Raw genomic sequence first — 12,844 nt, 5'->3', positions numbered from 1 at the left:
AATAATCCCCGGTTTCACCGGGAAACCCGGGCAGACTCACTCATAGAGGGAGTTAAAAGTAAAGGCATCTTTATATTGCCGATCCTTTTAGGGGCAAGTGTGTTTCTTCTAAGCCTTTTCTTTTGGAGATATTTAGTCATACAAGACGAAATAAATTTCGAGGAAAAAATTGCTTTAAATGGTGAAAAAATAAAAGTAGAAATTCTGGGTTATTTAGAACCTCAGCTGTCAGCTTTAAGAAGAATGGGGCATCAATGGGGATTTGATGGAGAACCTAATGAGGAAAAATGGGTGCATGATATGCAGCTCCATTTGAAGGACTACCCGGTACACCAAGCCTTGGGATGGGTCGATCCCAACCTTATTCTTCGTTGGATCAGGCCCATAAAAGGAAATGAAAAAGCCATTAATCTGGATATGGGGTTTGAACCAAAGAGGCGCAATACCTTGCTAAGCATTAGAGATGATGGAATTCCAAGAGTCACCCCTGTTATTGAGCTGGTGCAAGGAGGAAAAGCGTTTATTGTGTTTTTCCCCATTTATTTCGATCATACTTTTGGCGGGTTTATTGGTGGGTCTTTTAAGGTCAAGGTATTACTTGATACGGTGTTGGGAAAACAACTTGCAAAAGATCTAAGCATCACTCTATTTGAAAACAATGAAGTGATATATCGCAGGGACCCCGTCAGTTATGTAAAGAACTCTTCATGGGAATATGAAACGGATTTGAGTTTTTATGATGCTAACTGGCGGTTGGTTATTGCTCCATCGGATACATTTATTTCTGATAGTAAGAGCCTGGTTGGCCCTATCTCTCTCGTTGCCGGATTCTTAATTTCGATGATGGTGGCGTATATGCTCTATTTATTTCTCAATGAGAGAGTTCGTGTTACACAGATAAACCTGGCAAAAAAAGAACTGGATAAATACAGGGAGCACTTGGAGGATCTCGTCGATGACCGCACTAAAGAGCTTAAAAAAAGTGAATCTCGTTTTCGAGGCCTCTCGGAATCATCCTTTGAAGGCATTTTAATTTACGACCAGAATTTGATTATTGAAGTCAATCAATCGGCAGTTTTGTTGTTTGGCTATAAGCCGGCTGAACTAATAGGGAAAGACGTACGCATTCTGTTGACCGCCGAATCGTGGGAGATTGCCACCGGGCGCATTTTAGAGGGTTATGAGGAACCCTATGAAGTACAGGGCGTACGGAAAGATGGACTGGAATTCCCCATTGAAATACATACTAAACAAATACCCTATAAAAACCGACGATGCAAAGTCGCCGCTGTTCGGGACATTACGGAACGAAAGCAGGCTGAGGAATCTTTACGAAAGGCCAAAGAAGCCTCGGAATCGGCCAACCGGGCAAAGAGTCTCTTCCTGGCCAACATGTCCCACGAACTACGTACCCCACTCAACGCCATCCTCGGCTTCTCCGGGATGATCGGGCGTGACCGTGACACCCCGGCGCCGGTACAGGAGAAGGTCGCCATCATCAACCGTAGTGGCGAACACCTGCTGAGCATGATCAACGACGTGCTGGACCTCTCCAAGATCGAGGCGGGGCGGGTTGAGTTGGAAGAATCAGTTTTCGACCTGCCCCGTATGCTGGAGGATATGGGCCGTATGTTCGAGGTGCGCGCTGAGAGTGCCGGGCTGCGCTTTGATTTGGAAAAAAGTCCGAATTTGCCCCAATTTATCAAGGCCGACGCCGGCAAACTGCGACAGATTGTCATCAACCTGCTGGGCAATGCAGTCAAGTTCACCAAAGAGGGTGTTGTTGTTCTGCGTGCCCGCACTCTGCCCATGGCCGACGATCCCCCTATGGTCACCCTGCAATTGGAGGTAGAGGACAGCGGGCCGGGTATTGCACCGGAACAAGAGGAACATATTTTTGAAGCCTTCGTTCAGGCCGGAAAATCTCCTGAAGCTGCCGACGGCACGGGGCTGGGGCTGGCCATTACAAAGTCCTTCGTCGAGCTTATGGGAGGTGAGATCAGTGTCGAGAGCAAGCCCGGTGAAGGTTCGCTGTTTAGCGTTAAGCTGCCGGTGGCCCTGGCCGATGCCTCAGAGGTGGGAGTTATGGAGGCGGTCAAACCTGCCGTATCAGGGCTGCAGCCCGGACAGAACAGGTGGCGTATCCTCGTTGTTGAAGACAACATTGAAAACCGGCTCTTGCTGAGCAGCCTGTTGGAACAGGCGGGCTTTGAATTGAGGACATCAGAGAATGGTGAGGAGGCCGTTCATCTCTTTGAACAGTGGCAGCCTCACTTTATCTGGATGGACATGCGTATGCCTGTCATGGATGGATACCAGGCAACATCAAAGATACGCTCTTTGCCCGGAGGTGATAAGGTGAAGATCGTGGCGCTCACGGCGAGTGCTTTTAAAGAACAGCGTAAGAATATTCTTGATACAGGCTGTGACGACGTGGTCTATAAGCCATTCAAGAGCCACGAGATTTTCGATGCCATGGCAGAGCAGTTAGGTGTGCGGTATATTTATGAAGAGGAGCTGGAAAAAGAAGCGGCTGAGCCGGAAATAACTCTCACTTCAGACATCTTGGCTGACCTGCCTGAAGAACTGAGGTCGGTATTAAAGGAGACTGCTCACAACCTCGATATTTCAGCCGTTAATGACGTGATCGTGCGTATAGGCAACAAACAACCGGAGATTGCCAGGGGGCTGTTGCTTCTGGTGAAGGAATTCCGTTTTGAGAAGGTACTGGAGTTGCTGGGTGAGAGAGAATGAGTTTTTATTTTTTCGTAAATAGAAGACAGGGTACAGGGTATTGAAATGAAAATTTTTCATCCCGGAATTTTGAACTATTCATCAATGCAAGTGATTGAGTTTACAAGAAAAGAAAGCGCTTGATGATTTGCCAGCCGTAATTTCTTTGTTACACTTATAGTAGGGGAAACGTGTGTTGAACTTAATTCTTTTACATACTCAGGAATTGTATCGAACGGGAGGTGCCTATGAAAGGTTATAGTGGATTGAGGTGGGTATTGCTCGCCCCCCTGCTGCTGGTATTAACAGTCTGCACTTCGCCGCCCGAGCCCTTTCGGGTAGGTACCAACATTTGGCTTGGATACGAGCCCCTCTATCTGGCCCAGTCCATGGGTTATTACGACGACCTTCCAATTCGTATGGTGACCATGAACAACGCAACCGAAGTACAGAGGGCGCTGCGTTCGGGTATGCTCGAGGCCGCTGCGCTGACCCTGGATGAGGCCCTGTCGGTCAAGGAGGACGGCTTTGATATCAAGGTGGTGCTGGTCATGGATTTTTCGCGAGGCGCCGATGTGCTGCTCAGCCGGCCGGGTATCAAAAGCCTGGCTGATTTGCGCGGCAAGAAGGTGGGTGTTGAGAGCAGCGCCGTCGGCGCTGTGCTGTTGCACGGCGCACTGGAGGCTGCCGGGCTTACCATCTCCGACGTGAGCCTGGTACACCTCACTATTGACCAGCATCAGCACGCTTACGAGACAGGTGAAGTGGATGCTGTCGTTACCTTTGAGCCCGTACGCACCCAACTGCTAAACGCCGGCGCCAGGGTACTATTTGACAGCAGACTTATCCCGGACCGTATCGTCGATGTGTTGGTGACCCGCTCCGACGTCTCTAAACGACATGGTGATATGCTCGCACAGCTTATTGATGGGCATTTTTCTGCCGTTAAATACATCAATGACCGGCCCCTCGAAGCGGCAGAAAAGATGACCGCACGAGAAGGTATCTCGGCCAAAGCCATCGTTGCCGCCTATGAGGGATTGCACATACCCGGCCTGGACGATAACCGGCGTCTGCTGAAAGGCGAGTCGCCGGATCTTGCCCATTCGACCCGGAAATTGGTTGACCTCATGTTGAAGCAAGGCATGCTGCAAAAACCCGTGGCCGTCGATGGTTTTTTCGACAATAGCTGGCTTCCCGAAAATTAAGAATTACATGACTGATCCGATGCAAACGCGACCGTTGCGCAGGAACCTGATCCTGGCGGCGGTTTCCATTTTCGCTCTGGCGCTGTTGCTTGACCGCCTTTACGAATACGCCGTAGTTCGCACAAAAGACATTGAGCGTAATCAGACTATCTATGTGCGTGAAATGTGCTATGCCCTGGCGCGGGATTACTCACAGTTGCTCATGACCGAACGCATCAGGGAGTTACGGCTTTCAGTCGCAGCGCGCGGTACGCAGGTCCTGATTCGACAGCTCGCTGTGATTGATGACAGGGGCACAGTTCTCGCTTCTACCAATCTGCTCGACCAGGGGCGGTCCATGACTGAGACTAATCCCTTTTTTGATCCTGAGCTCTTCCGCAAGGCCACCGATGGTAACCGCACCGTCATCGGAATCGGCCAAAAACGGCAATCCGTACGGGGCTATGCTCCCATTTCTCTACCGCCCGATCCGGATGAACTGCGCTCACTTCGCCGGGGCCTGCTTTTTCTCGAGGTTGATATGGGACAACTCAAGGCCGCCAGCTGGCAGAACCTGTTCAGCCTTCAAAACCTCTTGCGTTGGCTGCTCACCTTCTTTCTTGCCGGCCTGCTTTTGGGCTTCCTGCTGAAACGTCAATTATTCCGGCCGCTGAGGCACCTGGAGGAGGTTACCTCAAGACTCGGCAAGGGCGATTGGGAGGCCCGCTCCCGGTTGCAGGGCAGGGGCGAGTTAGCCCGCCTGGGTGATGTGCTAAACGAGATGCGAAGACAGATTATGACTGAACGCCGGTCACTGCTGGAAAGCGAGGCCCGCTTTCGGGGCCTGGTGGAGACATCGCCTTTGCCCATGCTGGTCATCAGCCCGCTGCCGGAAAGCGCTGTCATGTCGATAAACCGCAGGTTTACGGAACTCTTTGGTTATACTGTCTATGAGGTTCCAAGTATGGCTATCTTGTGGCCAAGGGTCTGTCCTGACCCGGATTACAGGAAGGAGGTGCAGCGTCGTTGGGCCGAAGCAATAGAGAAGGCGCACGCCCAAGGTCTGGACCGTATCGAACCGCTTACGGCTGAGGTCTCTTGCCGGGACGGCCAGGTGCGTTTTGTCGAGCTCCACATGGCACTCCAGTCTGATCGCAGTCTGCTAGTGTTCAACGATCTTACCGGGCGGCGGAGCGCGGAACTGGAGCTGGAACTGGCCAAGACCGACGCCGAGAGCGCCAATCGTGCCAAGAGCGTCTTTCTGGCCAATATGTCACACGAACTGCGCACTCCGCTCAACGCTATTCTCGGTTTCTCAGAGATGTTGGGAAGAGATAGGGACACCAGCGCTGATCAACAGGAGAAGCTTGCCGTCATCAATCGAAGCGGTGAGCATCTGCTGTCCATGATCAACGACGTTCTGGACCTCTCAAAGATTGAGGCGGGACGTATGGAACTTGAAAGGTCGGCATTTGATCTGCCGCAAATGATGGAGGAAATCAGCCGCATATTCGGGGTGCGGGCTAAGTCTGCCGGACTGCGCTTCCAATTGGAGCTCGATCCGGCATTGGTCCGATACATCAAGGCCGACATAGGAAAACTGCGTCAAATCCTTATCAACCTGCTGGGAAACGCCGTTAAGTTTACCAGGGAGGGTGGCTTCTCCCTCTGTGCCCGAACGCAATCAATATGGGGTGATAATGACAGGGTTACTCTTCAAATGGAGGTGCAAGACAGTGGGCCGGGTATCCCATCAGAGCAACTGCAAAATATCTTCGAGCCTTTCATCCAGGCCGGTCAATCTCCGATGGCTACCAGTGGCTCCGGCCTGGGGCTGGCCATCACCAGATCATTCATTGAACTCATGGGTGGCGAGATCAGCGTAGAAAGTAAGGTCGGTAAAGGGGCGCTATTTCGTGTCCAACTGCCTGTAGCACTGGCGGATACAGCAAAGACAGGAGCCATAGAGGTGGTCAAACCGGCCGTATCAGGACTGGCGCCGGGACAAGCTGAGTGGCGCATCCTGGTTGTTGAAGATAATATTGAAAACCGATTGTTACTGAGCGGTCTGCTGGAGCAGGCAGGTTTTGAAATCAGGGAAGCCGGGAATGGAGAAGAGGCTATTAGCCTTTTTGAGCAGTGGCAGCCACATTTCATCTGGATGGACATGCGTTTGCCTGTTATGGATGGTTATGAAGCCATAGAAAAAATTCGCTCTATGCCGAAAGGCGATAAGGTGAAGATTGTTGCTATTACTGCCAGCGCCTTCAAGGAGCAGCGTGAGAACATTCTTGAAACGGGCTGTGATGATATGGTTTATAAGCCATTCAAGAGCCACGAAATTTTTGACGCAATGGAGAAGCAGTTGGGTGTGCGATATATTTATGAAGAGGAGGTGGAAAGAGAGCCGGGCGAGCCGGAAGTTACGCTGACTTCGGAACTGTTGACCGAGCTGCCTGATGAACTAAGGCAGGCCTTGAGGGAGGCTGCACATAACCTTGACATTTCAGCCACCGATGACGTGATCAAAGAAATCCGAAGTAAGCGCCCCGAGATCGCCGATGGGCTTCAGTTGCTGGCGAAAGAGTTTCATTTTGAGAGGATATTGGAGCTGCTGGGAGAGAGAGAAAATAATGATTAATCAGATTCAAGGGGCATGGAGACCCTTGAGGGCAGAGGGTTGGGGTGGAGGTGGCTTAACATGGAAATGGTATGAAAAAGAATAACCCATCCCCCTCCTGACCTCCCCCTTGAAAGGGGAGGAACAGCAGTACAATTTCCTAACCGGACAATGCAGCCGGGCATGGTTTCCAGGTTTAAACTTTTCAGGCTGCTGCTCAAATGGGATAAGCGATTCGACGAACTCAGCACGACAGGCGCCTGATTTTATATCTTTACTCGAAAGTCACTCTTCACGAAAACCGGAAAAATGGAAGAACTCATTGGAAAAAGGGTCTGGGCGCTCAAAGAGGGGGCGAGGGGGGGATTTGAGTGTCTGCCAATTAGAAAATCCCCCTTGTTCCCCCTTTGCTAAAGGGGGAAATCTAATTGCCACCCTGCGGCAAGCAGTGGGCTTGTAAATAAGTTAAAATGAGGCTATTAAGCTGAAAAAAGAGAGAAATCATTAGGAAGTGGGGAATACTTTTTCAGATTCTATTGCATAATATAGGAGTGAATTACAGGAGGTTGAAAGTTGGCTGCAAAAAAACGACCCCATTTGATAGAAGAGGCTGAAATTCTTGTTGTAGACGACGTTCCTGAAAACCTGCAGACAGTGATGAACATATTGCGCAATGAAGGTTGTCATGTGAGAGGGGCCGTTAATGGGGAACTTGCGCTTCAGGCGGCGTCGCAATGCCTGCCCGATTTGATCCTTCTCGATATACGTATGCCCGTAATGGATGGATTTGAAGTTTACCGTCGCCTGAAAGGAGATAAAAAAAAATTCCGGTGATTTTTGTGAGTGCCCTGGAAGATATGAAAGACAAGGCTAACGCTTTTAAAGCGGGAGGTGTTGATTACATTAGCAAACCGGTAGAGGCTCAAGAAGTCCCGGCAAAGGTAAAGACCCATGTTACCCTTCACCGGATGCGGGAAGATATAAAAGCCCTGGAGGAAGCCCTGGAAGAGCGAACAAAAGCGCTGGAGAGACTTAATAAAATGATGAATGACAGGAATAGTTAGCCCCTGATTATGCAGCGCTGCGCTGCCGGATAAAAATGTTTCTTTGCCTTTCATCGAGACAGGTAGAATTTTGAGCCTTTTCTTTTCTATGAGATATGTATTTGTTACAATATTACAGTAAGGGTGAGTATGAAAAGTCAGAAAGAGAAAAGAGTAGTAAAAATAAGAGGAGATGAAGGTGGAAAAAAACGATAGCCTGAAAGAAGAGGCTGACATCATCGTTGTTGATGATACACCTTCCGACCTTCATACGCTTATCGATATGTTGAGAGAAGAGGGGTATCATGTGAGGGGGGCCGTCAACGGGGAACTTGCCCTTCAGGCTGTAAAGCAGAAGCTGCCTGACCTGATACTCCTCGATATTCGCATGCCTGACTGCAATGGTTTCGAGGTTTGCCGGGTATTGAAAGCCGATGAGCGGAGCCGGCATGTGCCTGTCATCTTCGTCACCATCCTGGAGGATTTGAAAGACAGGCTTCTGGGCTTTGAAGTGGGAGCCGTCGATTATATTCCAAAACCGATTCACCAGGAAGAGGTTGTGGCGCGGGTAAATGCCCATCTTACCATTCATTTTCTTCAAAAGCAGTTGAAAAAAACCAATGCAGACCTGGAGCAGATAGTTGCTGACCGGACGAAGGCTCTCACTGAAACAAACGAGGCCCTCAAGTCCGAAATAGAGGAGAGGAAAAAGGCAGAGGAAGAAGTCACCAATGCTTTGGGTGAAAAAAATGCGCTTTTAAGAGAAGTTTTTCATAGAACGAAGAATAATATGCAGGTGATCTGCGGTATGCTGGAGTTGCAATCGCAGTTTATTGACGATGACATACTTTCAAATATACTTAAGAAGACGGAAAGCAGGATCATGTCCATGGCGCTTGTTCATGACATGCTTTACAAGTCGAAAAGCCTTTTTCTCATTGAGCTGGGTCAGTTTATCAGGGAGCTTTCCATTAATATGCAAGAGAGATATTCATCCCTTAATAATAATATTTCTTTTCATTTTGATCTTTCAGAGATCCCTTTGAATATTGACTCGGCAATTCCCTGCGGACTTGTTATAAATGAACTGCTGGCAAATGCATTAATGTACGCTTTTCCCGGGGGGAGGGCAGGATCCGTCAGTGTTGCCGTTAGCAGGGAGAAAGATGATATGATCAAAATTACCATTGCTGATAACGGTATTGGCATGCCTCAGGGATTTGACCTTAAGCACGTGGATTCTTATGGCCTTAAAATTGCATCTTCCATAGTAGAAAAACAGTTGCAGGGTAATATTGAAATCGTCCGTTCAGCGGGGACGGCTTATGAAATTACATTTAAGGAAAAAGATTATAAAATAAGGGTTTGATATGGGCAAAGGGAATAAAGTGCTGATTGTTGAAGATGAAATAATGATTGCCATGCTCTATAAGAGTAACCTCGAAAAAAGTGGTTATCATGTTTTTGAACCGGTAGAATCGGGTGAAAAGGCGATAGAGGCTGTAAAAGAAAAGGGTCCCCATCTTATCCTCATGGACATCTGTCTTGGCCTCGGAATAGATGGCGTTGAAGCGGCAAAGGAAATTCTTGAAATCGATAATAAGATAAAAATCATTTTTATCTCCGGATATGGTGATGATGCAACAATAAAGCGTATTGAAGAATTGGGAGCTTATCAATTGGTTGCAAAGCCGGTTACAATAAAAAGATTAATGGAAATTATCGAAAAAGAGATGGCTCATTAAAGAGGAAAAGGGCGCTTTGACCATAGTTTCCAATGCAAACTCCTGTATTTCACAGAATGCTCACTTATGAAATGTTCCTGCTAAACCTGTGCTTTCCCGAACCTTCGGCATTTTTTTAGGCGGAGAGATTCCAGGTTGTAACTATCTCAAGAGATAAAAATGATTTCCTCTTTCTCCCCCTCCCGCAATACATGATATACTATTAAATAAGGGGGAAGTCAGAAGAGTCCCCCCCCTTCTCGCTATGGGCCGCATACTTTTATACTTGCGGTTTGCAGGAAAAATAGCCCTAACTTTAATTCAAAAGGGTTTTTCCCTCAATGATTCGGCGTCAGAATTGGACATTTCTTTTAGCTGTATCGGGCCTGCTGTTTTTTTTCCCTTTTTATCAAGCTATGGTGGCGCTGTGCTCCCTTTGGGTTGCCCTCTGTCTTTTCAGGTTTACCGGGAACATCCCATGGGTGGTGAGGGACAATATTAATTCCTGCCGAACCGGTCATAGGGGCGGCAACGGCCCTGTCCATGAATCCCTAAGGGGCTTCCAACAAATTAAGAGACTCAAGGTAAAGGAAATTGAAGGCCTGAGGGGTGCATTCCTCCCGGTTTTTGCATTTATTCTTCACTGCTTGCGGTGGGGTGGCCGGCATATCACTTATCAAGGGGAACCCTTATTGAGGATATCAAAAGTGAAGGGGATTATCTCGTTAATCACACTGGTGATACTGTTCATTCCCGTGATGACGGGAGATATCTTTGGCGCAGAACCTGTTTCAATTAATCTCTCCAAAGCTCCACAGGTTGACCTTACCGAGGAGGAAAGAGGCTGGCTCAAAGCACATCCCGTTATCAAGGTGGTCATTGACCCCAACTGGGCGCCTGTGGAATTTCTTGATAAAGAGGGAAATCTGCAGGGAATGTCCATGGACTATCTCCATCGTTTGGAAGATTTACTTGGCGTGCGATTCGAGATTCCTCGAGGATTAAGCTGGAAAGAGATGGTGGAGGCTGTAAAGAACAGGGAACTGGATATGTTTGCGTCCCTGGCGCGCACAGCAGAGCGCGAGAACTATTTCCTCTTTACCGAACCCTATGTTTCCATGCCCATCCACATTTACAGTTCAAGGGAAGTTGCCTATATGGGCGAACCCGGGGCCCTCCATGGCAAAGACGTCGCTGTTATGTCAGGCTACGCAATTGAGGAGTGGCTCAGGCGGGACTATCCCGGAATTAATCTTGTGCCCGTAAAGACTATCCCCGATGCTTTCAAGATGCTGACAAGGGGCAAGGCACAGGCTTTTATCGGCAACGCTTTTAGCGCCGGCTACTACATCCATAAGCTCGGGCTTTACGAGGTGCACGTTGTCGGTGAGACGCCCTATGCCAATAATCAGACCATGGCCGTTCGTGGTGACTGGCCGCTCCTGGCGGGCATCCTGCAAAAGGCGCTCGACTTTATAAAGAAAGAGGAAGGAGAGGCCATCATCAACCGCTGGATGACTATACGCTATGAGCATGGTGTGGATTACACCCTGTTGTGGCAATCGCTGCTGGCTGCCGCCATTGTGTTGTCTGTATTTCTCTACTGGAATCGCCGTTTGTCGGGAGAGGTGAACAAACGAAGACAGGTGGAAGCGGTACTGAAGGCACAACAAGAGCGTTTGGATTATGTCTTTAACGCCACCAGGGATGGAATCCGGGATTGGGCCATTGTGACGGACCAGACCTATTGCAGTCCCACCTATTTTCATATGCTCGGTTATAAACCTGAAGATTTTTCCGCCAATGACAGTCAGACCGTCTGGCTGGACATGATACATCCCGATGATTTGAAAAGGACACTTGCCGAAACAAAAGAGCATATTAACGCCAGTGATGAACCTTACAGCGTCGAATTTCGGATGCGTTGCAAGGATGGCCGTTACAAGTGGATTCTCGATCGGGGCAAGGTGGTAGCCCGCGATGCCGGCGGCAATCCGACCCGTTTGGTTGGCGCCCATGTCGATATCGATCACTTCAAGAAGCTGGAAAATCAACTGCGGGAAGCAAAAAACGAAGCGGAATCGGCCAACCGGGCAAAGAGTGTTTTCCTGGCCAATATGTCCCACGAACTCCGTACCCCCCTCAACGCCATTCTCGGTTTCTCTGAAATGCTGGTGCGGGAATGCCAGGCCGGCGGTGACCAGAAGGATAAACTATTTATCATCAACCGCAGCGGTGAACACTTGTTGAATATGATCAATGATGTGCTGGATCTTTCTAAAATAGAGGCGGGTCATGTGGAGCAGGAACGATTGGTATTCGACCTGCCGCTCATGCTGAAGGATATAGGGCAAATGATGGCGCTGCGCGCCGGGAGCGCCGGACTGCACTTTAATCTGGAGCTTGATCCCGGGTTGGCGCAATACATCAAGGCCGACATGGGCAAGCTGCGTCAGATCCTTATCAACCTGCTCGATAATGCCGTCACATACGCCGGCAAAGGTGGCCTATGGCTGCGTGCCGGCACTTTGCCTGTTGCCGGTAGCAGCGCCATGGTCATGTTGCGCCTTGAGGTAGAGGACAGTGGTCAGGGTATCGATGCGGAGCAGATAGAACGTATCTTTGAACCCTTTGTTCAGGCAGGGAAGGCCGGAACCGATCTCAAGGGCAGTGGGCTGGGCCTGGCCATCAGTAAATCCTTTGTGGAACTGATGGGCGGTAAGATAAGTGTTACCAGCAAGCCCGGCAAGGGTTCACTCTTTTGCGTTGAATTGCCGGTGGCCCTGGGGGAAGCGGCAGCGGCCGCCCGTATACATGCGGTCCAACCGGCCGTGCCGGGACTGGAACCCGGACAGCCTGAGCAGCGCATCCTGGTTGTTGAAGATAACAGGGACAACCGGCTGCTTCTCGGCAGCCTGCTCCTCCAGGCAGGTTTCCAGGTAAAGGAGGCGGAAAATGGCGAAGAGGCTGTCACTCTCTTCGATCAGTGGCGACCCCACTTAATCTGGATGGACATGCGTATGCCCGTAATGGATGGCTATGAGGCGACGGCAAAGATCCGATCCATGGCCGGTGGTGACGAGGTGAAGATCATTGCCATTACTGCCAGCGCTTACAATGAACAGCGTAAAGTCATCCTGGAAGCAGGTTGTGACGAGGTAGTGCACAAGCCCTTCCAGGCTTGTGAGATCTTCCATACCATGGCGCAGCAGTTGGGGGTGCGCTATACTTATGAAAAGGAAGAGGAAGTCAAGGCGGAGGAAAGGGAAATCATCCTTACTTCACACATGTTGGCCGAGTTGCCCTCTGATCTGAGGAAGATATTAAGAGATACGGCGCACAAGCTGGATATTTCAGCTATGGATCAAGTGATCGAGCGCATCCGCCGTAAGCGCCCCGGAATCGCCTGCGGGCTGCAGGCGCTTGTAAAGGAGTTTCGTTTTGACCGGATTCTGGAACTGCTCGGTGGAAAACAGTGAATAGCCGGGGGGGACAGTTGATTTTTTTACTCCTCAAAATAACCGCATAGGGACATAT

General features: G+C 49.5%; 10 protein-coding genes. 8 read left to right on the top strand and 2 right to left on the bottom strand.

The window, feature by feature from the left end:
- Nucleotides 1-243 precede the first annotated feature (243 nt).
- A complete protein-coding gene (locus OEV42_01595) occupies nucleotides 244-2,754 on the top strand; it encodes an ATP-binding protein (protein MDH3972948.1) in 2,511 nt (836 codons plus the stop codon).
- A 227-nt stretch (nucleotides 2,755-2,981) separates the two neighbouring features.
- Nucleotides 2,982-3,941: an ABC transporter substrate-binding protein gene (locus OEV42_01590; GenBank protein MDH3972947.1), complete on the top strand. Its 960-nt coding sequence runs from the start codon at nucleotides 2,982-2,984 to the stop codon at nucleotides 3,939-3,941.
- Nucleotides 3,942-4,425: 484 nt separating this feature from the next.
- On the opposite strand, the gene OEV42_01585 is transcribed toward OEV42_01590, so the two are convergent.
- A complete protein-coding gene (locus OEV42_01585) occupies nucleotides 4,426-4,578 on the bottom strand; it encodes a hypothetical protein (protein ID MDH3972946.1) in 153 nt (50 codons plus the stop codon).
- A gap of 123 nt (nucleotides 4,579-4,701) precedes the next feature.
- Here OEV42_01585 and OEV42_01580 point away from each other — a divergent pair, with 123 nt between their 5' ends.
- The 5 genes from OEV42_01580 to OEV42_01560 all read left to right on the top strand — a co-directional run bounded on the left by OEV42_01580 (nucleotide 4,702) and on the right by OEV42_01560 (nucleotide 9,328).
- Nucleotides 4,702-6,561, top strand: coding sequence for an ATP-binding protein (locus OEV42_01580; protein MDH3972945.1), 1,860 nt, complete (start codon nucleotides 4,702-4,704; stop codon nucleotides 6,559-6,561).
- A gap of 552 nt (nucleotides 6,562-7,113) precedes the next feature.
- Complete coding sequence (locus tag OEV42_01575; protein ID MDH3972944.1) at nucleotides 7,114-7,374, top strand: response regulator; 261 nt, start codon at nucleotides 7,114-7,116, stop codon at nucleotides 7,372-7,374.
- Nucleotides 7,375-7,379: 5 nt separating this feature from the next.
- A complete protein-coding gene (locus OEV42_01570; protein ID MDH3972943.1) occupies nucleotides 7,380-7,604 on the top strand; it encodes a hypothetical protein in 225 nt (74 codons plus the stop codon).
- 178 nt (nucleotides 7,605-7,782) lie between these two features.
- Complete coding sequence (locus OEV42_01565) at nucleotides 7,783-8,952, top strand: response regulator (protein MDH3972942.1); 1,170 nt, start codon at nucleotides 7,783-7,785, stop codon at nucleotides 8,950-8,952.
- A gap of 1 nt (nucleotide 8,953) precedes the next feature.
- A complete protein-coding gene (locus OEV42_01560) occupies nucleotides 8,954-9,328 on the top strand; it encodes a response regulator (protein ID MDH3972941.1) in 375 nt (124 codons plus the stop codon).
- Between the two features lie 350 nt (nucleotides 9,329-9,678).
- Here the strand turns inward: OEV42_01560 and OEV42_01555 are convergent, their stop codons facing one another.
- On the bottom strand, nucleotides 9,679-9,852 hold the full coding sequence (locus OEV42_01555; GenBank protein MDH3972940.1) for a hypothetical protein: 174 nt from the start codon (nucleotides 9,850-9,852) through the stop codon (nucleotides 9,679-9,681).
- A 147-nt stretch (nucleotides 9,853-9,999) separates the two neighbouring features.
- Here OEV42_01555 and OEV42_01550 point away from each other — a divergent pair, with 147 nt between their 5' ends.
- Nucleotides 10,000-12,786, top strand: a complete 2,787-nt coding sequence (locus tag OEV42_01550; GenBank protein MDH3972939.1) for a transporter substrate-binding domain-containing protein — start codon at nucleotides 10,000-10,002, stop codon at nucleotides 12,784-12,786.
- Nucleotides 12,787-12,844 lie beyond the last annotated feature (58 nt).

The sequence above is a fragment of the Deltaproteobacteria bacterium genome (assembly GCA_029860075.1).
Classification (GTDB): Bacteria; Desulfobacterota; JADFVX01; order JADFVX01; family JADFVX01; genus JAOUBX01.
Note: the sequence above shows the minus strand (reverse complement) of the source record. Positions and strands in the feature narration are given on the sequence as shown.